The sequence below is a fragment of the Pseudomonas wadenswilerensis genome (assembly GCF_900497695.1).
GTDB classification, from domain to species: domain Bacteria; phylum Pseudomonadota; class Gammaproteobacteria; order Pseudomonadales; family Pseudomonadaceae; genus Aquipseudomonas; species Aquipseudomonas wadenswilerensis.
Map to the genome: position 1 here is coordinate 271964 of NZ_UIDD01000012.1, position 25175 is coordinate 297138.

22 protein-coding genes are annotated in these 25175 nt (G+C 64.3%); 15 read left to right on the plus strand and 7 right to left on the minus strand.

All coding sequences use genetic code 11. From position 1 onward, the window contains the following. The first annotated feature begins 108 nt into the window (after positions 1-108). Both CCOS864_RS26000 and CCOS864_RS26005 read left to right on the plus strand, forming a co-directional pair. On the plus strand, positions 109-1515 hold the full coding sequence (locus tag CCOS864_RS26000; protein ID WP_115089239.1) for an adenosylmethionine--8-amino-7-oxononanoate transaminase: 1407 nt from the start codon (positions 109-111) through the stop codon (positions 1513-1515). 108 nt (positions 1516-1623) lie between these two features. Further along, positions 1624-2343 (plus strand): 16S rRNA (uracil(1498)-N(3))-methyltransferase, encoded by a 720-nt coding sequence (locus CCOS864_RS26005; protein ID WP_115089240.1) that lies wholly within the window; start codon positions 1624-1626, stop codon positions 2341-2343. On the opposite strand, the gene trhA is transcribed toward CCOS864_RS26005, so the two are convergent. From trhA to pilG, 7 genes are read right to left on the minus strand one after another with little or no spacing between them, the layout of a single operon-like run. After that, a complete protein-coding gene (gene trhA / locus CCOS864_RS26010; RefSeq protein ID WP_115089241.1) occupies positions 2340-2957 on the minus strand; it encodes a PAQR family membrane homeostasis protein TrhA in 618 nt (205 codons plus the stop codon). The two genes, CCOS864_RS26005 and trhA, sit on opposite strands and share 4 nt — an antisense overlap. A gap of 55 nt (positions 2958-3012) precedes the next feature. After that, the gene (locus CCOS864_RS26015) at positions 3013-3480 is read right to left on the minus strand and encodes a chemotaxis protein CheW (RefSeq protein WP_115089242.1); all 468 of its coding nucleotides are present in this window, start codon (positions 3478-3480) and stop codon (positions 3013-3015) included. Then, the gene (locus CCOS864_RS26020; RefSeq protein WP_115089243.1) at positions 3473-8785 is read right to left on the minus strand and encodes a hybrid sensor histidine kinase/response regulator; all 5313 of its coding nucleotides are present in this window, start codon (positions 8783-8785) and stop codon (positions 3473-3475) included. The genes CCOS864_RS26015 and CCOS864_RS26020 overlap by 8 nt, the downstream gene beginning before the upstream one ends. Before the next feature lie 25 nt (positions 8786-8810). Beyond that, positions 8811-10856, minus strand: coding sequence for a methyl-accepting chemotaxis protein (locus CCOS864_RS26025; protein WP_115089244.1), 2046 nt, complete (start codon positions 10854-10856; stop codon positions 8811-8813). A 15-nt stretch (positions 10857-10871) separates the two neighbouring features. Continuing rightward, positions 10872-11426: a chemotaxis protein CheW gene (locus tag CCOS864_RS26030; RefSeq protein ID WP_115089245.1), complete on the minus strand. Its 555-nt coding sequence runs from the start codon at positions 11424-11426 to the stop codon at positions 10872-10874. Then, positions 11423-11788, minus strand: coding sequence for a twitching motility response regulator PilH (pilH, locus tag CCOS864_RS26035; RefSeq protein ID WP_045193983.1), 366 nt, complete (start codon positions 11786-11788; stop codon positions 11423-11425). The genes CCOS864_RS26030 and pilH overlap by 4 nt, the downstream gene beginning before the upstream one ends. 42 nt (positions 11789-11830) lie before the next feature. Continuing rightward, a complete protein-coding gene (gene pilG, locus CCOS864_RS26040) occupies positions 11831-12241 on the minus strand; it encodes a twitching motility response regulator PilG (protein ID WP_010221498.1) in 411 nt (136 codons plus the stop codon). A gap of 314 nt (positions 12242-12555) precedes the next feature. On the opposite strand from pilG, the gene gshB reads away from it, so the two are divergent. From gshB to phaZ, 13 genes are all read left to right on the plus strand, one after another. Continuing rightward, a complete protein-coding gene (gshB, locus tag CCOS864_RS26045; protein ID WP_115089246.1) occupies positions 12556-13509 on the plus strand; it encodes a glutathione synthase in 954 nt (317 codons plus the stop codon). 111 nt (positions 13510-13620) lie between these two features. Next, positions 13621-14526 carry an energy transducer TonB gene (locus CCOS864_RS26050; protein WP_115089247.1) on the plus strand — a complete coding sequence of 302 codons (906 nt, stop codon included), beginning with the start codon at positions 13621-13623 and terminating at the stop codon, positions 14524-14526. A gap of 84 nt (positions 14527-14610) precedes the next feature. Further along, positions 14611-15594 carry an ankyrin repeat domain-containing protein gene (locus CCOS864_RS26055; protein WP_115089248.1) on the plus strand — a complete coding sequence of 328 codons (984 nt, stop codon included), beginning with the start codon at positions 14611-14613 and terminating at the stop codon, positions 15592-15594. A gap of 71 nt (positions 15595-15665) precedes the next feature. Then, entirely contained in the window at positions 15666-16235 is a 570-nt protein-coding gene (locus CCOS864_RS26060) for a YqgE/AlgH family protein (protein ID WP_115089249.1), read from the plus strand. Further along, positions 16235-16666: a Holliday junction resolvase RuvX gene (gene ruvX / locus CCOS864_RS26065; protein WP_115089250.1), complete on the plus strand. Its 432-nt coding sequence runs from the start codon at positions 16235-16237 to the stop codon at positions 16664-16666. Before CCOS864_RS26060 ends, ruvX begins: the two co-directional genes overlap by 1 nt. Positions 16667-16728: 62 nt before the next feature. After that, positions 16729-17247 (plus strand): bifunctional pyr operon transcriptional regulator/uracil phosphoribosyltransferase PyrR, encoded by a 519-nt coding sequence (gene pyrR, locus CCOS864_RS26070; RefSeq protein WP_115089251.1) that lies wholly within the window; start codon positions 16729-16731, stop codon positions 17245-17247. A gap of 12 nt (positions 17248-17259) precedes the next feature. Then, a complete protein-coding gene (locus tag CCOS864_RS26075) occupies positions 17260-18264 on the plus strand; it encodes an aspartate carbamoyltransferase catalytic subunit (protein ID WP_010221491.1) in 1005 nt (334 codons plus the stop codon). Further along, on the plus strand, positions 18261-19532 hold the full coding sequence (locus tag CCOS864_RS26080) for a dihydroorotase (RefSeq protein ID WP_115089252.1): 1272 nt from the start codon (positions 18261-18263) through the stop codon (positions 19530-19532). The genes CCOS864_RS26075 and CCOS864_RS26080 overlap by 4 nt, the downstream gene beginning before the upstream one ends. A 201-nt stretch (positions 19533-19733) precedes the next feature. Beyond that, positions 19734-20264: an ATP-dependent protease subunit HslV gene (gene hslV / locus CCOS864_RS26085; protein ID WP_010221489.1), complete on the plus strand. Its 531-nt coding sequence runs from the start codon at positions 19734-19736 to the stop codon at positions 20262-20264. Between the two features lie 77 nt (positions 20265-20341). Further along, a complete protein-coding gene (hslU, locus tag CCOS864_RS26090; RefSeq protein WP_115089253.1) occupies positions 20342-21679 on the plus strand; it encodes an ATP-dependent protease ATPase subunit HslU in 1338 nt (445 codons plus the stop codon). Positions 21680-21776: 97 nt separating this feature from the next. Beyond that, complete coding sequence (locus CCOS864_RS26095; protein ID WP_115089254.1) at positions 21777-22154, plus strand: gamma-butyrobetaine hydroxylase family protein; 378 nt, start codon at positions 21777-21779, stop codon at positions 22152-22154. 350 nt (positions 22155-22504) lie between these two features. After that, positions 22505-24184, plus strand: a complete 1680-nt coding sequence (phaC, locus tag CCOS864_RS26100) for a class II poly(R)-hydroxyalkanoic acid synthase (protein WP_115089255.1) — start codon at positions 22505-22507, stop codon at positions 24182-24184. 60 nt (positions 24185-24244) lie between these two features. Beyond that, on the plus strand, positions 24245-25096 hold the full coding sequence (phaZ, locus tag CCOS864_RS26105; protein ID WP_115089256.1) for a poly(3-hydroxyalkanoate) depolymerase: 852 nt from the start codon (positions 24245-24247) through the stop codon (positions 25094-25096). The last annotated feature ends 79 nt before the right edge of the window (positions 25097-25175 follow it).

Sequence of the window (25175 nt, forward strand, 5' to 3'; positions counted from 1 at the left end):
CCCGCCAGCAACGCCCGCACCCAGATTGCAGCGCATGGGTTGTTCTCGACCGACGCATTGCATAGGCTTGCGCGGCATGTCCGAGCCGCCGTCGCCAGGAGAATCGAAATGGGCCTCAACCAACAGTGGATGCAACGTGACCTCAAGGTCCTGTGGCACCCCTGCACCCAGATGAAAGACCACGAAAAACTGCCGCTGATTCCGATCAAGCGTGGCGAAGGCGTGTGGCTGGAAGACTTCGAAGGCAAGCGCTATCTCGATGCCGTCAGCTCCTGGTGGGTCAACGTCTTCGGCCATGCCAACCCACGCATCAACCAGCGTATCAAGGACCAGGTCGACCAGCTCGAGCACGTGATCCTCGCCGGTTTCAGTCATCAGCCGGTGATCGAGCTGTCCGAGCGCCTGGTGCAGATCACCCCTGAAGGCCTGGATCGGGTGTTCTACGCCGATAACGGTTCGTCCTGCATCGAAGTGGCGCTGAAAATGAGCTTCCACTACTGGCTGAACAAGGGTCAGCCGGAGAAAAAGCGCTTCGTCACCCTGAGCAACAGCTACCACGGCGAAACCATCGCGGCGATGTCGGTCGGCGATGTGCCACTGTTCACCGAGACCTACAAGGCACTGCTGCTCGACACCATCAAGGTGCCGAGCCCGGACTGCTACCTGCGCCCCGAAGGCATGGGCTGGGAGGAACACTCACGCAACCTGTTCGCGGCCATGGAACAGACCCTGGCCGAACACCACGCCACGGTCGCGGCGGTCATCGTCGAGCCGTTGATCCAGGGCGCTGGCGGCATGCGCATGTACCACCCGGTGTACCTCAAGCTGCTGCGCGAGGCCTGTGACCGCTATGGCGTGCACCTGATCCACGACGAAATCGCCGTGGGCTTTGGCCGCACCGGGACGATGTTCGCCTGCGAACAGGCCGGCATACGCCCGGACTTCCTGTGCCTGTCCAAGGCCCTGACCGGCGGCTACCTGCCGCTGGCCGCCTGCCTGACCACCAACGAGGTGTACAGCGCCTTCTACGACGATTACCCGACCCTGCGCGCCTTCCTCCACTCGCACAGCTACACCGGCAACCCGCTGGCCTGCGCTGCGGCACTGGCGACCCTGGATATCTTCGCGCAGGACAATGTCATCGAGGCCAACAAGGCCCTCTCGCAGCGCATGGCATCCGCCACCGCGCACCTGGTCGACCACCCGCATGTCGCCGAAGTGCGCCAGACCGGCATGGCCCTGGCCATCGAGATGGTTCAGGACAAGGCCAGCAAAACCGCCTACCCGTGGCAGGAACGCCGTGGCCTGAAGGTCTTCGAGCACGCCCTGGGCCGTGGCGCCCTGCTGCGCCCGCTGGGCAGCGTGGTGTACTTCCTGCCGCCGTACGTGATCACCCCGGAGCAGATCGACTTCCTCGCAGAGGTGGCCACCGAGGGCATCGACATTGCCACCAGCAGCAGCGTCAGTGTGGCGGTGCCGGCTGATTTCCATCCCGACTTCCGCGATCCGGGCTAGAAAAAAGCATCGCTGGCAAGCCAGCTCCCACAGAGTTCACCGATCCTGTGGGAGCTGGCTTGCCAGCGATGGCGCCCGAACTGCCCACCTATTTTCTAGAGTTAGTACATGAGACTGTCCCGCTTCTTCATCGACGCCCCCCTGAGCCTCGGCGCCCACGACCTGCCCGAAGCCCAGGCCCACTACATCGGCCGCGTGCTGCGCATGGCCGTCGGCGACGCCGTGCAACTGTTCGATGGCAGTGGCCAGGAGTTTCGCGGCCACCTGCTCGAGGTCGGCAAGAAATCCGTGCGTGTGCAGCTCGACGAAGCCTTCGCCGGGCAAGCCGACTCAAGCCTGCAGGTTCACCTCGGCCAGGGCCTGTCCCGTGGCGAGCGCATGGACTGGGCAATCCAGAAGGCCACCGAGCTGGGCGTCAGCGCCATCACCCCGATCGTCAGCGAGCGCTGCGAAGTGCGCCTGAAGGATGAACGCGCCGACAAGCGCCTGGCTCACTGGCGCCAGGTGGCAATCAGCGCCTGCGAGCAGTGCGGGCGCTCCAGCGTGCCCATCATCCACACGCCGCAACTGCTCGCCGACTGGCTCAAGGCCTGCGACCAGGACCTCAAGCTGGTCCTGCATCCGGTCGCAGAACCGATGGTCAGCCATCAGCAGCCGGCCACCCTGGCCTTTCTGATCGGCCCCGAGGGTGGCCTCAGCGAAGCGGAAGTCGAACAGGCCAAGGCTGCCGGCTTCCATGCCGCGCGCCTGGGCCCGCGGGTACTGCGCACCGAAACCGCGCCGGTGGTGGCCCTGGCCGTCGCCCAGCAGCTGTGGGGCGACTTCTAGAGTACGTAGAAAAACACCGCGATGAAGTGCAGCAGGCTGCCGGCAATCACGAACAGGTGCCAGATGCCATGCCAATGGCGAAAGCGGCTGTCGTAGGCGAAGAAGATGATGCCGATGGTGTAGAACGCACCACCGGCCGCCAGCCAGGCAAAGCCTGCGGCGCCGAGGCTGGCCAGCAGCGGCTTGACCGCCACCAGCACGATCCAGCCCATCAGCGCATAAATGATGATCGACAGGACCCGCGCTTCGGAGCGCGGCTTGATCTCTTGCAGCATGCCGATAACCGCCAGCCCCCAGACCACCCCGAACAGGCTCCAGCCCCAGGGGCCGCGCAGGCTGACCAGGCAGAACGGCGTATAGCTGCCGGCAATCAACAGGTAGATCGACAGGTGATCGAGCTTGCGCATGATCACTTTGGCCTTGCCGCGTACGCTGTGATAAAGCGTCGAGATGCTGTAGAGCAACAGCAGGGTAAAGCCATAGATCGCCAGGCTGACAATCTTCCAGGGGTCGCCTTGCAGGCTTGCCACCACCAGCAACCAGATGGCGCCGATGCAGGCCAGCACGGCACCGACCAGATGGGTCCAGGCATTGAAACGTTCACCGTGATACATGCAGCAGGATCCTCCTGACCAGAAACAGGCCTTCCATCCTACACAGGCAAATGTTTCAAACCACCCCTGCGTCCACCAACAATTGCTCCAGTGCGGGCAAGTCCGGCACCCGCGCCACCTGCTCGCCTACCTGCACCGCCGCCAGTTCCAGGCTTGCCAGCGGTACATCGACATAATTGAGCTGGCTGTCGAGCTTGCACGAACGCGGGATGCCCTGCACCAGCAAGGCAACAAAGCGCAACGGGCTGCTGCCCAGAGCATTGAGCACGACGATCCGCGCCCGTTCGCCAACCTGTAGCTGACCACCGCAGGCCGACTCGAAGCTGAGCAGCGGCAAGCGCTGGCCACGCCAGTCGATCCAGCCAAGCAACCACTCAGGCGGCTCCAGCGCCGGGCTGCCGGGCTGAAAGCCGATCAGCTCGGCTACGGCAACATTGGGCAGCACCAGACAGCGGTCGCTCAAGGACAACAGCAAGCCGGTCAGGCTGCTGCGCCGGTTATGCCGGGCGGGCTGCTCAAGCATCGCGGCGACTCCATTGGGCAATGCTCTGCAGCAGTACCGATTCCTGATAGGGTTTGCCCAGGTAGTCGTTGACGCCAATGGCCATGGCCCGGTCGCGGTGTTTCTGGCCGGTACGCGAAGTGATCATGATGATCGGCAAGTCCTTGAGCTTGGGATCGTGGCGAATCTGCGTGGCGACTTCAAAGCCGTCCATGCGCGGCATCTCGATGTCCAGCAGGAGAATGTCCGGACGATGCTCCTGCAGCAGGGCCATGGCGTCGACCCCGTCCTTGGCGGTCAGCACGTTCATGCCGTGGCGTTCGAGCAGGCGCCCGGTAACCTTGCGCACGGTGACCGAATCGTCCACCACCATCACCAGCAGCGGCCTCGCCGGCACGCTGCCGAGGTTTTCCCGACGCTGACCATCGCTGCCACGGTGGTGCAGGACCAACTGCTGCTGCAAACCGCGTAACTGACCGAGCAAGTCGAGAATCAGCACCACCCGGCCATCACCCAGCAAAGTCGCCCCGGACAACCCCTGGACCCCAGCAAACTGCGGCCCAAGGCTCTTGACCACGATCTCGCGGCTGGCCGCCAGGCCATCGACCTGCACGGCATATTGCTGATCATGGGAATGCACCAGCAACACCGGCAGCGGGAGGCTCTGGCCCAAAAGTTTTGGTTGCGTCGCGCCCTGCAGCAATTCGCCCAGGTAGCGCAGCTCATAGCGGTGTCCAGCGTACTGGTAGTGCGGCGGGTCGAGCTGGTAACACGCTTCCAGTTCGGCCGGTGGCACGCGGACAATACCTTCGATGGTGTTCAGCGGAATCGCGTACTGCTCGTCACCGTAGTGAACCATCAAGCCCCGGTTGATCGACACGGTGAACGGCAGGCGAATCAGGAAGCGCGCGCCCTTGCCCGGGTTCGACTCGATCATCATCGAACCGCCAAGCTGCTTGACCTCTTCATGGACCACGTCCATGCCCAGGCCGCGCCCGGAAATCTGGGTGATCTTCTCGGCAGTGGAAAACCCCGGCTGGAGGATGAACTGCATGATCTCGTGGTCGCTGAGCACGGCGGCAGGGTCGAGCAGGCCGCGCTTGATCGCCTTGCGCCGCACGGCCTCCAGCGGCACCCCGGCACCGTCGTCGGTCATCTCGATGACGATATCGGCGCCCTCATGCAGCAGGTTCAGCGAGATCAGCCCCTGCTCCGGCTTCCCGGCCGCCAGGCGCGCCTCACGCGACTCCAGGCCATGGTCGACGGCGTTGCGCAGCATATGCTCAAGCGGCGCCATCATGCGTTCCAGCACACTGCGGTCCATCTCGCCCTCGGCATTGCCGATCACCAGTTCGACCTGCTTGCCAAGCTCGCTGGACACCTGCCGCACCACCCGCTGCAAACGCGGCACCAGGCGCTCGAACGGCACCATGCGCGTGCGCATCAGGCCTTCCTGCAGTTCGCTGTTGACCCGCGCCTGCTGCTGCAACAGGCTCTGCGCGTCATGGGCGCGTACGCTCAAGGTTTCCTTGAGGTCGAGCAGGTCGGAGGCCGACTCGAACAGCGCCCGCGACAACTGCTGCAGTTGCGAATGGCGGTCCATCTCCAGCGGGTCGAAGTCTTCGTAGGCCTGGCCGTCGCCATCGGCCTGGCGGCTGAGGATGCGCCCCTGGGTTTCGGTATCCAGGCGGCGCAACTGGTCGCGCATGCGCTCCAGGGTAGTTTCCATCTCGTTAAGGGCCACTTGCGCATCGTTGACCTGCTGCTCGATGCGGCCACGGATGATCGAGTTCTCCCCGGCCAGGTTGCCCAGATCATCGAGCAGTTCCGAGGCCACCTTGACCATATCGCCAGCGCCACGTTCAGGCGCGGTCACCGGCAGCTCCGGCGGTGCCGTGTCCGGGTGCGCCTGGCTGGCGGCGGTGTCGGCCAGTGCTGCGCTGCTGAAATTGCGGATGTAGTCGATCAGCGCCGTGGCCGCGTGCAGCGGCTGTTGCAGGCGCACGGCGTCGAGCATGTGGGCCAGGCGGTCATGGCAGTTCTGCAGCAGGCTGAACAGCGCCGGGCTGGGCTGCAACTGGCCGGCGGCGAGCAGCTCGTAGAGAAATTCCAGTTCGTGGGCCAGGTCGCCGATCGGGGCGATCTCGACCATTCGCGCACCACCCTTGAGGGTGTGCAGGTCACGCAGCAGGTTTTCCACCTCGACGCCATTGCGCGGCTCGGCCTGCCAGCGCAGCAAGGCCGCACTGGAGCTTTCGACCAGGTCGAGGCTTTCTTCGAGGAAGATCTCCAGCAACTCTTTGTCGCCAGCGTCCTGCTGCGCTTCGACTGGCTTGTCCACTGGCGTTGGCGGCGGTGCGTCATGACGAAACTCGCACAGCGCCGCCAGCAGCTCGACCTGGGCGGCGGGCACCTGGCCTTGCTGCAATTGTTCGAGCATCTGCGCCAATTGCTGATGGCTGCGCTTGAGCAGGGCAAACAGCTCGGCACCGGCGCTGAAGCGTCGGTCCACCAGGCCCTCGTAAAGCAGTTCAAGCTCCTGCGCCAGCACTTCGAACGCACCCATGGCAGCCATCTGCGCGCCGCCCTTGAGGGTCTGCAGGTCACGGGCCAGCGACGACAGTGCCGAGGCGTTGTCGGTATCCAGCAGCCAGCGCGCCAGGGCCTGGTCGGCGCTGTCGAGAATGTCGCTGGCTTCATCGAGGAACAGCTCGACCATGGCTAAGTCCGGAGCCTGGGCCGCCAGTTCGGCGGTGGCGCTGGCAAGCTCGGTGATGGCTCCGCCCTGGCTGCTGACCAGGCCCATGGCCGACGGGTCGAGACCTTCGTCGAGCAGTTCACGCAGGGCCTGCAGACGTTCCGGGCGCGGGTCGACTTCCTGGCCGGCGGCGATCTGGTCGAGCATGTCGATCAGCGCTTCATGTGCGCTCTGGGCCTCGTTAAAGAATCGCGGGCTGACCGCCAGGCTGCTTTCTTCCACTGCCCCATAAAGATCAAGCAGGGCCTCACACAGTTCATCCACCTGCCACAGGTCGGCCAGGTGCGCGCTCTGGCCGAGGGTGGTCAGTTCATCGAGCAGGGCATTGAGTTCCTGGCGCTCGCCCGGGTGCTCCTGCCAGCGCAGCAGCAACGACTCGGCGTCGAGCAGGATGTCCATGCCCTGGGCCAGGAAGCTGGCAATCAGTTGCGGGTCGCGCTTGACCCGCAGGCCCTGGCTCGGCGCATCGAGCAACGCTTGCAGGCGTGCATCGACCACCTGGTGAACATCGTCAATCAGCATCGCCGCCCCGGCTATCGCTGCCAGCGGCGTGCTTGATAACTGCTGCACGCCACGGCGCAGCAGCGGCTCTGCAGTTTCCAGGAGGTAGATTTCCTCCAGATCGAAGGCCAGCTGATGAGCCTTGAACTCACGCGCGAGCAAGTCCAGGGCACCGGCCAGCTCGGCAATCGGCACTACCCCGGCCATCGCCGCACTGCCCTTGAGCGTGTGCAGGGCACGCTGCAGGGTGTCGCTGACCGGCAGCGGCAGGTGCTTGTCGGCCTCGTGCAAGAAGGCTTCGAGGCTGTCCAGGTGCCCCAGGGCCTCGTTGCGGAATATCTCCAGCAGTTGCGGGTCGATGGCTTCGTCGGCCTCGGTCTCGCTGTGCGGATCGTTCATGGCCAGTGCGTGCAGGTGCGCGGCCAGTTGTTCGACCTCGGGATGGGCCGGCGCCAGGGCCTGGGCGAACTCACCGAGCAGTGCTGGTAGCTTGTTCAGGGCCTGCTGCAACGCCGCCAGCGGTGCATCACCAATCTCTACCCGGCCTTCCAGCACTCGATTGAGAAAATGCTCTGCCGCCCAGGCCAGCTCTGCCAGGACCTGCGCTCGAACCATGCGCCCACTGCCCTTGAGGGTGTGCAGGCCCCGGCGCAGTTCGATCAGGGCGTCGCGATCGGCGCCGTCGGCTTGCCAGCGCGCCCACATTTCATCGAGCAACGGCAACAGCTCGTTGGCTTCTTCAAGGAATATCTCGCGCAACTCGTCATCGATCGGCGTTTCTTCGGGCGCCACTACAGCAGGCACTACCAGCGCCGCAGGTTCTGGCTCAAGGCGATAACCCAAGGCAGCAAGGCTGTGCTGAGCCGCCTCGAGGAACCGCGAGGGATTGGCCTGGGGGTCGGCAATCAGCCATTGCAGGTAGCACTCGCAGGCGCTCAGGGCCTCGGCCAGTTCGGTCAGGGCAGCAGGATCTGTCAGGGTTTCACTGCCCAGCAGTTGCTCATGCACATAGTCGCCGCAATGACCGATCAACGCCGCTGCGCGCGGCAGCATCAGCATCGCCAGGGCGCCACGAACCTGTTGCAGCAAGCCCGGCAGCGGCTGCAGGCGCTGGGGCTGCCAGCCGGCGTCGAGGCAATCGCCGATCAGGTCCTTGACCTGCTGCATCACGGCAAAGGTTTCTTCCAGCACCAGCTGGCGAATCTCGGCCAGATCGGTGCCCGGTAGCGGACTCTGGCTGTTCTGCTCCAGCGGCCCGACCATCCCGGCCAGGGTTGCCTCGACATACAGCAGCGCGCCGGCAGTATCCATCAACAACGCATCGGCCGGCTCACGTTGGCCCTGGGCCAGGCTTTGCAGCACCAGCACCTGATCGATGATCACCCGCCGCGGCTGACCAAAGCCGAGCACTGCCAGGGTATCGGCGATCTGCCGTAACGGCGCCAGCAGCGGCTCCAGTTCATCCAGTTGCTGGCGATCCCCGCGCACGAACTGGTCGAGGCGCTCCTTGACCCGCTTGAGGTCTTCGCACAGGGCGGCGACAACGGAGCGCAAGGCATCGCGGTCAGGTCCGGCCTGCAGGCGATCGCGCCAGGTGCCCAGGTACAGGTCGAGGTTGGCCAGCTCCTCGGCGTCGGCGGGGCTGCTGGCTAGCAGGCTGTCCTGCGCCAGGGCCTGGGCGCCGCGCTCGGCGCGCAACTGGTTGAGCACCGGCAGCACCACCAGCGGCAGGTCGCGGCGGGCGCTGCGCAGGCGCTCAAGGTACAGCGGCAGCTGCTCCAGGCCGCGAAACAGCGCGCCCAGCGCTTCACCGCGCTGGCTGGCGCGGCCCTGACGCAAGGCCAGGCCCAGTTGTTCCATTTCTTCGGCGAGCAGGGCCGCGCCGTTGAGTTCGAGCATCAGCAGGCAGCCACGCACCTGATGCAGCTGTTCGACGAAACCGTCGAGCACGGCTTCGTCCCCGGGCTCGGCGGCGAAGTGTTCAAGGGTCAGGCGCGCCTGGCCCAGGCAATCGGCAATCGCCCCTTTGACCCAGGCCAGCGCCACCGTATCGTGCCGATCCGCCATAACTGCTCCCATCACCATGATGCCCTCAACGCGGCGACGTCGGCGGCAGGGTAAAGCCGGACACCGAGCGGCGCATTTCACTGGCCATGCGCGCCAGGTTGCCGATGCTCTCGGCGGTGGCGGTAGAGCCGGCCGAGGTTTGCGAGGTGATCTGCTGGATCACCGCCATGGTATGCGAGATCTGCCCGGCCGAAGAGGTCTGCAGCTGGGCGGCATCGGAGATGCTGTGAATCAGGTCGGCGAGGGTCTGCGACACGCCTTCGATTTCGGCCAGGGCGACCCCGGCATCCTGGGCCAGACGCGCACCGCGCACCACTTCGGCAGTGGTCTGCTCCATGGAGATCACCGCCTCGTTGGTGTCGGCCTGGATGGTGCGCACCAGCGCTTCGATCTGGCGCGTGGCCGACGACGAGCGCTCGGCCAAGCGTTGTACTTCGTCGGCAACCACGGCAAAGCCGCGCCCGGCTTCCCCGGCCAGCGAGGCCTGGATCGCCGCGTTGAGGGCAAGGATGTTGGTCTGATCAGCAATGTCGTCGATCAGGCTGACGATATCGCCGATCTCCTGGGACGATTCGCCCAGACGCTTGATCCGTTTGGCGGTGTCCTGGATTTGTTCGCGGATGTTGTCCATGCCGTTGATGGTGTTGTGCACCACCTCGTTGCCCTTGTTGGCGATAGCGACCGAACGCTCGGCCACCTTCGCCGACTCATAGGCGTGGGTAGACACCCGGTCGATGGACTCGGCCATGTCGCCCACCGCCACCGAGGCATCGCTGATCTGCTGGGCCTGGTGCTCGGAGGCCTTGGCCAGCTGACGCGCGGTGTTCTGGGTGTCCTGCACGGCGGCGGCGACTTCCTCGGCGCTGAGGTTGATGGTCGCCACCAGGTCGCGCAACTGGTCAATGGAATAATTGATCGAATCGGCGATGGCGCCGGTGAAGTCCTCGGTCACCGAGACCGTCACGGTCAGGTCGCCATCGGCGAGGTCTTCGATTTCGTCGAGCAGGCGCATGATTGCCTGCTGGTTGCGTTCATTCTTTTCGCCGGTTTCGCGCAGTTGCCGGTGCGTGGTACGCACCATCACCAGGCCGATAAGGATGATCGAGGCCAGCGCCAGCAAGCCCAGCACGTAGCCGCCGACAGTATCCAGGGTTCGGCCGTTGGCCAGGTTCTCGAAACCGGTGGCCAGGCGCGAGGCTTCATCGAGCAGGGTTTGCGACAGGCCGAAGATGCTCCCGGCGGCTTCGCGCACACGGAACAGTTCAGGCGAGGTTTCGAGGATTTCGTCCACGGAGCCGGCGACGAACTGAAACAGCTCGGCGATCTCGGCCAGCCGCGCGCGGGCGTCCGGGTCCTGCACGCGGGTAACCTGGATCGCCTCGTTACCGCCAAGCATGGCTTCGAGCACCTGGCCAAAACGGCTGGCGTCGCGGCCGAAGGCATCCGCGGCCTGCACGGCGGTCTCATCCCCGGCCAGTACGGTGTTGACCGAGCCGAGAATACGTTCGGCCAGCAGCGACTGACGCTGGGCCACGGCGACCTGACTGGCCGGGGCGCCGCTCTGCAGCAGAATCTCGACGACCTTCTCGTACTCCACCTGCAACTGCGGCACGGTTTCAGCCAGGGTCGCGGCGACCTGGTGCAACGACAGCACGGTCTGCTCACTGGCAAGAATCGCGTCGCTGTTCTTGCGCAGGTTTTCCCAGTCGCGCAGCACGGCGTCCATTTCCTTGCGCACCGCCGGCGGCGCGGCGGGCAGGCCGGTGCTGGCATCGCCTTTTTTCAGGTAGCCCCAGCGCTGCTCGAAGTCGTTGCGCGCCTCGCTCAACAGGCGGAAAGCCACGGCCTTGCCGGCCGCCGCTTCAGTGGCGTTCTTGGCGATGCGCTGGGACAGCACCCGCAGTTCACCGGCATGGCCGATGTACTGCTTGTCGTAGTTGGCCTGGGTGTTGAGGTAGGCGAAGTTGGCGAACAGCAGGATGATCGACAGGATCAGCACCACGAACAGCGCCGCGATCTGCGCGCTGCTGCGGGAACCCTGGGTCGATGGAGCCGTCTTGGTCGTGGTCACGGAGGTGGCATTCCTTTACAGCGCGACGTCGAGGAAACCCGGCGCCTGGGCCAGGGCGAAGGGGCTGAAGATCGCCCAGCTGCGCTCACGCTGAAAATGCCCCTGAACAAAGGGCGCGGCAGCGCTGAGCAACGGCGTTGGCGGCGACAGGTCGAGGCTGTGCAGCGGAAAATGCTGCAAGCCCAGCACTTCATCGACCAGCAAGCCGGCAAACAGCTCGTCGTGGTCAAGCACCAGCACCCGCCGCTGCTTGCGCGGGGCCGACAGGCCCAGGCCGAAAAAGCCGCAGAGGTCCATCACCGGCAGCAGCCGGCCACGCAGGTTGGCCACCCCGCTGACCCACGGCTTGACCCCGGGGATGCGGCTCAGGCGCGGCTCGTGCAGCACTTCGGCGACTTCACCCATGGGCGCGACGAACCATTGCTCGGCGATGCGAAAGCCGATGCCGCTCCAGCTCTGCAGGCGGGTTTCCTGCAACGGCAGGTCGGCGGCCAGCAGCCGGCAGCGCCGGTCGATGTCCAGCAGCAGCTCGAAGGCCGTCAGCGACTCGCCCATGGGCCGGGTGGTCAACCTTTGAGCACGTCGTTGAGTTTCTTGATCAGGGTGTCTTCGTCCACCGGCTTGGTCAGGTAGTCCTTGGCGCCCTGGCGCTGGCCCCAGACCTTGTCGGTCTCCTGGTCCTTGGTGGTGACGATGATCACCGGGATGTGCGCGGTTTCCGGGTCTTTGCTCAACTGGCGAGTGGCCTGGAAGCCGTTGACCCCGGGCATGACGATGTCCATCAGTACCGCATCGGGCTTTTCGTGGCGGGCCAGGGCCACGCCATCGGCGCCGTTTTCGGCCTTGAGCACTTCATGCCCGTGTTTTTCGAGCATACCGGTCAGTTTGTACATTTCGGTCGGCGAATCGTCGACGATCAGAACTCGGGCCATGCTGTTCCCCATGAAGGAATAGACGCCTGCGGCGGCGCAGCGTCAGGGTGCGTGTTGTTCTTCTGCGGCGAATCCGGGCACATGGGCCTTGATTGCGTCCAGCAGTTCTTCCTTGCTGAAAGGCTTGGTCAAAAATTGATCAGATCCGACGACGCGGCCACGGGCCTTGTCGAACAGGCCATCGCGGGACGACAGGAGAATCACCGGCGTGTCCTTGAAGGTGCTGTTCTGCTTGATCAGGGCGCAGGTCTGGTAGCCGTCCAGACGCGGCATCAGCACGTCGACGAAAATGATCTGCGGCTGGTGGTCGATGATCTTGGCCAGGGCATCGAAACCGTCGATGGCCGTGATGACCTCACATCCTGCTTCGCTGAGCAATATCTGGGCGGTGCGGCGAATCGTCTTGGAGTCGTCGATCACCATCACCTTCAATGCCGCGCCGGGCTGTTCCATAATTGCTCTACCATCGCTGCTCGCTATGAGCGGCAGGCTACAAGTTTCAAGCGGCAAGAAAAAGCAGGGTGAACGCGGCGTGCTTTTTCTTGTGGCCTATGCCTTGTGGCTTGCAGCTGGAGACGGCCGTGCAGGCCACGTGCCAGGCCTTTTTAGCACACTCTGGGGGGTGCATTCCATCGGCCCGCGCCGACGCCCGCCGCAGCACCGCCCAGGATGCGTTTTTCCCTTGACCGCCAGCGCTGTGAGCGCCACCCTGACGCCACTTTTCGTTCGAGCCAATGCGGCCCATTGCCGCTGAGAGGATTTAGCCCATGAGCGTTCGCCTCGGGATTGTCATGGACCCCATTGCGCGCATTTCCTATAAAAAGGATAGTTCGCTGGCCATGTTGCTGGCCGCCCAGGAGCGCGGCTGGTCGCTGTTCTACATGGAGCAGCAGGACCTCTACCAGGGCGCCGGCCAAGCCCGCGCGCGCATGCGCCCGCTGAAAGTCTTCGCCGACCCGGAGCACTGGTTCGAGCTGGAAGCCGAACAAGACAGCGCCCTGAGCGAGCTGGACGTGATCCTGATGCGCAAGGATCCGCCGTTCGACATGGAATTCGTCTACAGCACCTACTTGCTGGAACAGGCCGAAGCCGCCGGCGTGCTGGTGGTCAACCGTCCGCAGAGCCTGCGCGACTGCAACGAAAAACTCTTCGCCACGCTGTTCCCGCAGTGCACGCCGCCGACCCTGGTCAGCCGCCGCGCCGACATCCTGCGTGAATTCGTCAACCAGCAGGGCGACACCATCCTCAAGCCGCTGGACGGCATGGGCGGCACCTCGATCTTCCGCCATCGACCGGGCGATCCGAACCTCTCGGTAATCCTCGAGACCCTGACCGGCAACGGCACCCAGCAAATCATGGCGCAAGGCTACCTGCCGGCCATCAAGGACGGCGACAAGCGCATCCTGATGATCGACGGCGAGCCGGTGCCTTACTGCCTGGCGCGCATCCCGGCTTCGGGCGAAACCCGTGGCAACCTCGCCGCCGGCGGCCGTGGCGAAGCCCGCCCGCTGACCGACCGCGACCGCTGGATCGCCGAACAGGTCGGCCCGACCCTGCGCGAGAAGGGCCTGCTGTTCGTCGGCCTGGACGTGATCGGCGAGCACCTGACCGAAATCAACGTCACCAGCCCGACCTGCATCCGCGAGATCGACAATGCCTTCGGCACCCAGATCGGCGTGCAGTTGATGGATGCCATTGATCGCAAGCTCAAGGCGCGCTGACAGCCGACGCGGAGCAACCGCGCAGAGTGGGGTATCATGCCAGTCGTTTTTTTATGACCTGGGCACCTGCTCTGCCGGTTTTTCCCGGTTTTTGCAGTTGCTGGATACCTGATGACGCTTCCTGCTGACATCCCTGCCGATTTCTCTCCACCCCGCGTACGCCCGGTGGATCGCCTGGGCTTTACCCTGTTCCTGGCGGCGCTGCTGCACCTGGTGCTGATCCTCGGCGTCGGTTTCACCTTTGCCAAGCCCGAAGAAATCCGCCGGACCATGGAAATTACCCTGGCCACCTTCAAGAGCGAAAAAGCGCCGCAGAAGGCTGACTACCTGGCCCAGGACAACCAGCAAGGCAGCGGCACCCTGGACAAGAAAGCGGTGCCGAAAACCACCGAAGTGGCGCCCTTCCAGGACAGCAAGATCAACAAGGTCACACCGCCTCCGGCAGCCAAGCCTCAAGTGCAGCCGCAACCGACACCGCCTAAAGCCGTGGTAGCGACCAAGGCACCGAAGCCGGAAAAAGTCGAGACCCGGCCCAAGGAAGCCAAGCCGCAGCCCAAACCCCAGACTGCGACCCCGGATTTTGACAGCTCACAGCTGTCCAGCCAGATCGCCAGCCTCGAGGCCGAGCTGTCCCATGAGCAGCAGTTGTATGCCAAGCGTCCGCGCATCCACCGCCTCAACGCCGCCTCGACCATGCGCGACAAGGGCGCCTGGTACAAGGACGAGTGGCGCAAGAAGGTCGAGCGCATCGGCAACCTCAACTACCCCGACGAAGCCCGGCGCCAGCAGATCTACGGCAGCTTGCGGCTGATGGTGTCGATCAACCGCGACGGCTCGCTGTATGAAGTGCTGGTGCTGGAGTCCTCCGGCCAGCCCCTGCTCGACCAGGCTGCCCAGCGCATCGTGCGCCTGGCTGCGCCGTTCGCGCCGTTCACCGGCGACCTGGCCGATATCGACCGGCTGGAGATCATCCGTACCTGGCGTTTCGCCCGCGGCGACCGGTTGCAAAGCAACTGATCTAAGGCTCCGCCTGATGGCAAAACAATAGCCATTTTGCGATGATGCGCGCCCGTATATCCCCCTCAAGAAAGGATTCTGTTGATGTCGCGCATCAATTTTGCCCGCAAAACCGCTGCTCTCGGCCTGGCCCTGGCCGCCTGCGCCCTGCCTGCTGCCGCCTTCGCCGACGCCGCCGAGCTGTCGCAGAAGCTGTACAACGAAGTTGGCGAGTACAAGTACGACGAAACCCCGGCGCGCCTGGCCAAGATCCAGGGCCTGCTCGACCAGGGTGCCGACCCGAAAGGCCAGCCGATGTTCCTGGCCGCCTCTTACAAGATCGTCGCGCCGTTCGAGCTGTTCCTGCCAAAGATCGGTGACGTCAACACGCCAATCCAGGAAAACGGCGAAACCCTGCTGCTGTTCGTCCTCAACCAGGCCGAACAGTCGAAGGCCTCCGAGGCTGACCTGCGCATGGTCAAGGGCCTGATCAAGGCCGGCGCCAACGTCAACGTGCTAGCCCAGGGCGATTCCGCCACGCCGCTGAACACCGCGGCACGCAAGGGCTCACCCGAACTGATCAAGCTGCTGCTGGATTCCGGCGCCGATGCCAAGGCCGTCCGGCCGAACGGCTTTACCCCATTGACCGGGCCGGGTGCCTCGAACCTGGAGGTGATCAAGCTGCTGGTCGCTGCCGGCGCCAATCCGTACCAGGTCACCCAGACCGGCTCGACGCCGCTGCACCATGTTTGCGAACGCGCCTTTGAAATGAACGGCCAGCCCGACCCGCAAGCCGCCCAGCGCATCGCCCTGCTGCTGAAAAAAGGCAGCTCGATCGATGCCTACCACGAGCAGCACGGCACCTTCCCGGTCGGTACGCCGCTGGAAGAAGCCGCCCGCTCGGACAACCCGGACTGCGTCGCCGCACTGATCAAGGCCGGCTCCAGCCTGAAGGCCCCGGCGTTCCCGGAGAGCTACCTGGCCAAGTACCCGCAGGCCAAGCAGAAGACCGTCCAGGAGTACGTGCTGTCGGCCGCTGAAGAGTCGCCAACCCTGTATACCGAAGAAGTGGTCAAGCTGTTCAAGTAACCCCGCAGTAAAGCTGACAAGGTGACGCCAGCACCTTGTCAGCGTGGCCGCTCACCGCCACACTATCAACCATGAAGAACCTCAGCCCGGATTACCTCAAGCACCAGTTCCTGATCGCCATGCCACACATGGCCGACCCGAACTTCGCGCAGACCTTGACCTACATCGTCGAGCACAACGCCAATGGGGCGATGGGGCTGGTGGTCAATCGGCCACAGGACCTCAACCTGGCCGATATCCTCGAACAGCTGCGTCCGGACGTCGACCCGCCGGCCAGTTGCATTCACGTGCCAATCTACATGGGCGGCCCGGTGCAAACCGACCGCGGCTTCGTCCTGCACACCAGTGACCGTACTTTCCAGGCTACCGTCGAGCTCGACGGCCTGTCGCTGACCACGTCCCAGGACGTGCTGTTCGCCATTGCCGATGGCCTCGGCCCCAAACAGAGCCTGATCACCCTCGGCTACGCCGGCTGGGAAGCCGGGCAGCTGGAAGCGGAGCTGGCCGACAACGCCTGGCTGAACTGCCCGTTCGACCCCGAGATCATCTTCGGCATGGCCTGCGAGCAACGTCTTGAAGCGGCCGCCGCAAGCCTTGGGATCAACCTCAGCCTGCTGACCAGCCAGGCGGGGCACGCCTGATGACTGAAGTACGCCTACTGCTGGGCTTTGACTACGGCAGCCGCCAGATCGGCGTCGCGGTCGGCCAGGTGATCACCGGACAGGCCCGCGAGCTGTGCACCCTCAAGGCGCAGAACGGCACGCCGGACTGGGCCCAGGTGGAAAAACTGATCAAGGAATGGAAGCCCGACGCCCTGGTGGTCGGCCTGCCGTTGAACATGGACGGCACCCCCAGCGAGATGAGCGAGCGCGCGGAAAAGTTCGCCCGCCGCCTCAATGGCCGTTTCAACCTGCCGGTGCACACCCACGACGAACGCCTGACCACCTTCGAGGCCAAGGGCAAGCGCATGGCCCGTGGCGGCCAGCGCGGCAGTTACCGCGACAACCCGGTGGATGCCATTGCCGCCGCCTTGCTGCTGCAGGGCTGGCTGGAGGCCAATACCGGGGCCTGAGCCCCGATCATCGCATTCAAGCCGGGCTAGCGCACCGCTCCCCGGCCTCTTGAGGAGCAAGCATGAGCCTACCCAATCCCGCCGAACTGATCCGGCAGATGGCCGTCGACCTTCGCGCCCATCTGGCCCGGCGCGCCATTGCCGAGCCGCGCTTCATCGGCATCCGCACCGGTGGTGTCTGGGTCGCCCAGGCACTGCTTGAAGAACTGGGCAGCGACACCGCCCTGGGCACACTCGACGTTTCCTTCTACCGCGACGACTTCAGCCAGAACGGCCTGCACCCGCAGGTGCGCCCGTCCGACTTGCCGTTCGAGATCGAAGGCCAGCACCTGGTGCTGATCGACGACGTGCTGATGAGCGGACGCACCATCCGTGCCGCCCTCAACGAACTGTTCGACTATGGCCGTCCGGCCAGTGTAACCCTGGTCTGCCTGCTCGACCTGGATGCCGGCGAATTGCCGATCCGGCCGAATGTGGTCGGTGCCACCCTGTCGCTGGCCGCCCATGAACGGGTAAAATTGACCGGACCCGCACCGCTCGCCCTCGAGCGCCAGGACCTCGCCTCCGCTTCCGCCCTTTAAGAGTCCCCTGCGATGACGCCAATCGACGCCAAGCGCCCGCTGCAGCTCAATGATCAGGGCCAGCTGCGCCACTTCCTCTCGCTCGACGGTTTGCCCCGCGAACTGCTGACCGAAATCCTCGACACTGCCGACTCGTTCCTCGAAGTCGGCGCCCGGGCCGTCAAGAAGGTTCCGTTGCTGCGCGGCAAGACCGTCTGCAACGTGTTCTTCGAAAACTCCACCCGCACCCGTACCACCTTTGAACTGGCCGCCCAGCGGCTGTCGGCGGACGTCATCACCCTGAACGTGTCGACCTCCTCGACCAGCAAGGGCGAAACCCTGTTCGACACCCTGCGCAACCTCGAAGCCATGGCGGCCGACATGTTCGTCGTGCGTCATGCCGACTCGGGCGCCGCGCACTTCATCGCCGAGCACGTATGCCCGGAGGTGGCGATCATCAATGGCGGCGACGGCCGCCACGCCCACCCGACCCAGGGCATGCTCGACATGCTCACCATTCGTCGGCACAAGGGCGGTTTCGAAAACCTCTCGGTGGCCATCGTCGGCGACATCCTGCACTCGCGGGTAGCGCGCTCGAACATGCTTGCACTGAAAACCCTGGGCTGCCCGGACATCCGCGTGATCGGCCCGAAAACCCTGCTGCCGATCGGTATCGAGCAGTACGGCGTCAAGGTCTACACCGACCTGGAACAGGGCCTGAAAGACGTCGACGTGGTGATCATGCTGCGCCTGCAGCGTGAGCGCATGGCCGGCGGCCTGCTGCCCAGCGAAGGCGAGTTCTACCGCCTGTTCGGCCTGACCACCGCGCGCCTGGCCGGGGCCAAGCCGGATGCCATCGTCATGCACCCGGGCCCGATCAACCGCGGCGTAGAGATTGAATCAGCGGTGGCCGACGGTGCTCACTCGGTGATCCTCAACCAGGTCACCTACGGTATCGCCGTACGCATGGCGGTGCTGTCCATGGCCATGAGCGGGCAGACCGCGCAACGTCAATTCGAGCAGGAGAACGCCCAGTGACCCTCAGTATTCTCGGCGCCCGGGTCATCGACCCCCTGAGCGGCCTGGACCAGACCACTGACCTGCACATCGATGCCGGCAAGATCATCGCCATCGGCGCCGCCCCGGCAGGCTTCAAGCCTGCACGCAGCATCGATGCCCAGGGCCTGGTCGCCGCGCCCGGCCTGGTCGACCTCAACGTCGCCCTGCGCGAGCCCGGCTACAGCCGCAAAGGCAGCATCGCCAGCGAAACCCGCGCCGCCGCTGCCGGTGGCGTCACCAGCCTGTGCTGCCCGCCGCAGACCAAGCCGGTGCTGGACACCTCGGCGGTGGCCGAGCTGATTCTCGACCGCGCCCGCGAAGCCGGGCACAGCAAGGTCTACCCGATCGGCGCCCTGAGCAAAGGCCTGGAAGGCGAGCAGCTTGCCGAGCTGATTGCGTTGCGTGACGCCGGCTGCGTGGCCTTTGGCAACGGCCTCAATGCCTTTGGCAACAACCGCACCCTGGCCCGCGCGCTGGAATACGCCGCGACCTTCGACCTGACGGTGATCTTCCACTCCCAGGACCGCGACCTGGCTCAGGACGGCCTGGCCCACGAAGGCGCCATGGCCAGCTTCCTCGGCCTGCCGGGAATTCCGGAAACCGCCGAAACCGTGGCCCTGGCGCGCAACCTGCTGCTGGTCGAACAGACCGGCGTGCGAGCGCACTTCAGCCAGCTGACCAGCGCCCGCGGCGCGCGGCTGATCGCCCAGGCCCAGGAACTGGGCCTGCCAGTGACCGCCGACGTTGCCTTGTACCAACTGATCCTCACTGACGAAGCGCTGCGCGACTTCTCCAGCCTGTACCACGTGCAACCGCCGCTGCGCACCCGCGCCGACCGCGACGGCCTGCGCGAGGCGGTGAGGTCCGGGGTGATCCAGGCGATCTCCAGCCATCACCAGCCCCATGAGCGTGATGCCAAGCTGGCGCCGTTCGGTGCGACCGAACCGGGCATCAGCAGTGTCGAACTGTTGCTGCCGCTGGCCATGACCCTGGTGGAAGACGGCCTGCTCGACCTGCCGACTTTGTTGCAGCGTTTGTCTGCGGGCCCGGCCGCGGCGCTGCGCCTGCCCGCGGGCGAGCTGAAGGTTGGCAGTGCGGCCGACCTGGTGCTGTTCGATGCCAAGGCCTCGACCGTAGCCGGCGAGCAGTGGCGCTCCAGGGGCGACAACTGCCCGTTCATCGGCCACTGCCTGCCGGGCGCGGTGCGTTATACCTTGGTCGATGGGCATATCAGCCACGAGGCCTGATATCCGGGGCCGCGTTGCGGCCCCATCGCCGGCAAGGCCGGCTCCCACAGGTCCTGTATGCACCGATCCTTATGGGAGCCGGCCTTGCCGGCGATGGGGCCCTGAAGGATTACCGCTCATCCTTCAAGGTTGAAATCTTTCCTACCACCCCCATATGAGTCTGCATCAGGCATTTTCGCCCCGCTGCGTGGAGACTCTCCCTTGACCACCATCGTTTCAGTTCGCCGCCACGGCAAAGTCGTCATGGGCGGCGACGGCCAGGTTTCTCTCGGCAACACCGTGATGAAAGGCAACGCCAAGAAAGTCCGCCGCCTGTACCACGGTCAGGTCATCGCCGGTTTCGCCGGTGCCACCGCCGACGCCTTCACCCTGTTCGAACGCTTTGAAGGCCAGCTGGAAAAACACCAGGGCCATCTGGTCCGTGCCGCCGTGGAGCTGGCCAAGGAATGGCGTACCGACCGTTCCCTGAGCCGCCTGGAAGCCATGCTGGCCGTGGCCAACAAGGACGCATCCTTGATCATTACCGGCAACGGTGACGTGGTCGAACCCGAAGACGGCCTGATCGCCATGGGCTCCGGTGGCGCCTACGCCCAGGCCGCCGCTCGCGCCCTGCTGCAAAAGACCGACCTCTCGGCCCGCGAAATCGCCGAGACCGCGCTGAACATCGCCGGTGACATCTGTGTGTTCACCAACCATCACCTGACCATCGAGGAGCAGGACCTGGCCGAGTAATTCAGCTGTTCTGGCGCCCGGCCCCGGTGGCCGGGCTTTTCCACGCTGACTTATCGAGCCCAAGGACCATCACTACCATGTCCATGACCCCCCGCGAGATCGTCCACGAACTCAACCGCCACATCATCGGCCAGGACGACGCCAAGCGCGCCGTCGCCATCGCCTTGCGCAACCGCTGGCGGCGTATGCAGCTGCCGGCCGAGCTGCGCGTTGAAGTGACGCCGAAGAACATCCTGATGATCGGCCCGACCGGCGTCGGCAAAACCGAAATCGCCCGCCGCCTGGCAAAGCTTGCCAACGCACCGTTCATCAAGGTCGAAGCGACCAAGTTCACCGAAGTCGGTTATGTCGGCCGTGATGTCGAGTCGATCATCCGCGACCTGGCCGATGCCGCGATCAAGATGCTCCGCGAGCAGGAAATCATCCGCGTCGGTCACCGCGCCGAAGACGCTGCCGAAGAGCGCATCCTTGATGCCCTGTTGCCACCGGCACGCACCGGTTTCAACGAAGACCAGGTCGCCAGCCAGGACTCCAACACCCGCCAGCTGTTCCGCAAGCGCCTGCGCGAAGGCCAGCTGGACGACAAGGAAATCGAGATCGAAGTGGCCGAAGCCATGGGCGTCGACATTTCCGCGCCACCGGGCATGGAGGAAATGACCAACCAGTTGCAGAACCTCTTCGCCAACATGGGCAAGGGCAAGCGCAAGAGCCGCAAGCTCAAGGTCAAGGAAGCACTCAAGCTGGTGCGTGACGAAGAAGCCGGGCGCCTGGTCAACGAAGACGAGCTCAAGGCCAAGGCCCTGGAAGCGGTCGAGCAGCACGGCATCGTGTTCATCGACGAAATCGACAAGGTCGCCAAGCGCGGCAACGTCGGCGGTGCCGATGTGTCCCGTGAAGGCGTACAGCGCGACCTGCTGCCGCTGATTGAAGGCTGCACGGTGAACACCAAGCTGGGCATGGTCAAGACCGACCACATCCTGTTCATCGCCTCCGGTGCCTTCCACCTGAGCAAGCCGAGCGACCTGGTACCCGAGCTGCAAGGCCGCCTGCCGATCCGCGTCGAACTCAAGGCCCTGAGCCCGGAAGACTTCGAGCGCATCCTCAGCGAACCGCACGCCTCGCTCACCGAGCAGTACCGTGAGCTGCTGAAAACCGAAGGCCTGAACATCGAGTTCGCCGCCGACGGTATCAAGCGCCTGGCCGAGATTGCCTGGCAGGTTAACGAAAAAACCGAGAACATCGGTGCCCGTCGCCTGCACACCCTGCTCGAGCGTCTGCTCGAAGAGGTGTCGTTCAGCGCCGGCGACCTGGCCAGCGCCCACAGCGAAGCGCCGATCCGCATCGACGCCGACTACGTCAACAGCCACCTGGGCGAATTGGCGCAGAACGAAGACCTGTCACGCTATATTCTCTAAAGCGGCAAGCTTCAAGCGGCAAGCTGCAAGTTAAGCGCGCTGGACGCCTTCTCTTGCAGCTTGTAGCTTGCAGCTTGTAGCCCAAGAGCCCTTATCCATGACCAGACTCCCCAGCGGCATCAACCTGCACAAAGCCTCCAAGACCCTCACCCTGACCTACGGGCCAGACGAGGTGTACCACCTGCCCGCCGAATTCCTGCGCGTGCACTCCCCCTCCGCCGAGGTCCAGGGCCACGGCAATCCGATCCTGCAGTACGGCAAGCTCGGCGTTGGCCTGAGCGGGCTGGAACCTGCCGGCCAATACGCACTGAAACTGACCTTCGACGACGGCCACGACAGCGGCCTGTTCACCTGGGAATACCTAGAACAGCTGTGCCTGCGCCAGGACGAACTCTGGGCGGACTATCTCGGCGAGCTGGCAAAAGCCGGTAAATCCCGCGACCCCAACGAGTCGATCGTCAAGCTGATGCTCTAGCTCGGGCCCTTCAGGGTTTAGAGCGCATTTTCTAATTCTATTTGCTTGAATGCCTGCACCACGGCCAATGACTGGCCGTCTTGCGCAATACCAAAAAGTCGGGTAACCAATGGATCTGGCAAGCTCCCTGCATCGGATTTAATGCAGGGTCGGGCTGGTATGTAGAGGTCGCGAGCGAAAGCAGGCAGTCTTCTCACGCAGAAAAAACCCGCAGGGCTCATCGTCGTTTGCATCCGGCCGCAGGACCGCAGTTCGTTATCACTGGTCACCCGAGCAGCAGTACCGGGCGTTCGTCTGTGTAACGCGCACAGTCAAACCGGTACTCGTCTCAGGACAACGGAGCGTCGTAGATGAGTAACAAGAATAACGATGACCTGCAGCGCCAAGCCTCGGAAAACACCCTGGGTCTGAACCCGGTGATCGGCTTGCGCCGCAAGGATTTGCTGACTTCTGCTCGAATGGTGCTGCGTCAGGCCATTCGCCAACCGCTGCACAGTGCCAAGCATGTCGCCCATTTCGGCATGGAACTCAAGGATGTGATCTTCGGCAAGTCGAGCTTGCAACCGGAGAATGACGACCGTCGTTTTCACGATCCGGCCTGGAGCCAGAACCCACTGTATCGCCGCTACCTGCAGACCTACCTGGCCTGGCGCAAGGAACTGCACGACTGGATCGATACCAGCAACCTTTCCGACCAGGACATCAGCCGCGGCCACTTCGTCATCAACCTGATGACCGAGGCCATGGCGCCGACCAACACCGCGGCCAACCCGGCGGCGGTCAAGCGCTTCTTCGAAACCGGCGGCAAGAGCCTGCTCGATGGCCTGTCGAACCTGGCCAAGGACATGGTCAACAATGGCGGCATGCCCAGCCAGGTGAACATGGATGCCTTCGAGGTCGGCAAGAACCTCGGCACCAGCGAAGGCGCGGTGGTGTTTCGCAACGACGTGCTGGAGCTGATCCAGTACCGGCCGATCACCGAACAGGTGCTGGAAAAGCCGCTGCTGGTGGTGCCGCCGCAGATCAACAAGTTCTACGTCTTCGACCTCAGCCCGGAAAAGAGCCTGGCGCGTTTCTGTCTGCGCTCCAACGTGCAGACCTTCATCGTCAGCTGGCGCAACCCGACCAAATCCCAACGCGAATGGGGCCTGTCGACGTATATCGATGCGCTCAAGGAGGCGGTCGACGTAGTCCTGGCGATCACCGGCAGCAAGGACCTGAACATGCTCGGCGCCTGCTCCGGTGGCATCACCTGCACCGCGCTGGTGGGCCACTACGCGGCACTCGGCGAGAAGAAGGTCAATGCCCTGACCCTGCTGGTCAGCGTACTCGACACCACCCTCGACACCCAGGTGGCGCTGTTCGTCGACGAGCAGACCCTGGAGGCGGCCAAGCGCCATTCCTACCAGGCTGGTGTGCTGGAAGGCCGCGACATGGCCAAGGTGTTCGCCTGGATGCGGCCCAACGACCTGATCTGGAACTACTGGGTCAACAACTACCTGCTGGGCAACGAGCCGCCGGTGTTCGACATCCTGTTCTGGAATAACGACACCACACGCCTGCCGGCCGCTTTCCACGGCGACCTGATCGAATTGTTCAAAAACAACCCACTGTTGCGCCCCGATGCACTGGAAGTGTGCGGCACGCCGATCGACCTCAAGCAGGTGACCACTGACATCTTCAGCGTCGCCGGTACCGCCGATCACATCACCCCGTGGCAGTCGTGCTACAAGTCGGCACAGCTGTTCGGTGGCAAGGTCGAGTTTTTGCTGTCCAACAGCGGTCACATCCAGAGCATCCTCAACCCGCCGGGCAACCCCAAGGCGCGTTACATGACCAACAGTGAAATGCCCCCCAGCGCCCTCGACTGGCAAGAGAACTCGACCAAGCACACCGACTCCTGGTGGCTGTACTGGCAGACCTGGCTGGCCGAGCGTTCGGGCAAGCTGAAAAAAGCTCCGGCCAACCTCGGCAACAAGGCCCATGTGGCCGGTGCCGCAGCACCAGGGACCTACGTTCACGAGCGTTGACAGCGAACACCGCCGCAGCTCGCAAGGGCTGCGGCGCTTACAAACCACAGGGCTTCGCGCATGCCGCAACAGTATATTTTCAGGACCGTCGACCTGGATGGCCAAACCATCCGCACCGCCGTCCGACCCGGCAAGCCGCACTTGACGCCCTTGCTGATCTTCAACGGCATCGGCGCCAACCTGGAGCTGGTATTCCCCTTCATCCAGGCCCTGGACCCGGACCTGGAGGTTATTGCCTTCGATGTACCTGGCGTGGGCGGTTCATCGACCCCACGCCACCCCTATCGTTTCCCTGGCCTGGCCAAACTCACCGCACGCATGCTCGACTACCTCGACTATGGCCAGGTCAATGTCATTGGCGTGTCCTGGGGCGGCGCCCTGGCCCAGCAGTTTGCCCATGACTACCCCGAGCGCTGCAAAAAGCTGGTACTGGCTGCCACCGCCGCGGGCGCAGTGATGGTGCCGGGCAAGCCCAAGGTGCTGTGGCTGATGGCTAGCCCCCGGCGTTATGTGCAGCCGTCCCATGTGATCCGTATTGCCCCGCAGATCTATGGTGGCGGTTTCCGCCGTGACCCGGACCTGGCCCTTTCGCACGCGGCCAAGGTGCGCTCCGGAGGCAAGCTCGGCTACTACTGGCAACTGTTCGCCGGGCTCGGCTGGACCAGCATTCACTGGCTGCACAAGATCCAGCAGCCCACCCTGGTGCTGGCCGGCGACGACGATCCGCTGATCCCCTTGATCAACATGCGCCTGTTGGCCTGGCGAATTCCCAATGCCCAGCTACACATAATCGACGACGGTCATTTGTTCCTGATCACCCGGGCCGAGGCCGTCGCCCCGATCATCATGAAGTTTCTCCAGCAAGAGCGCCAACGCGCCGTCATGCACCCTCGGCCCGCCCCCAGCAGCTGAGACGCCTGCCACACCCGAGCCCATGGCGGGACGCCAGGCAACCCGGGTGCGCGGCGTGAGGTTGGTGTCGCTCTTGCAT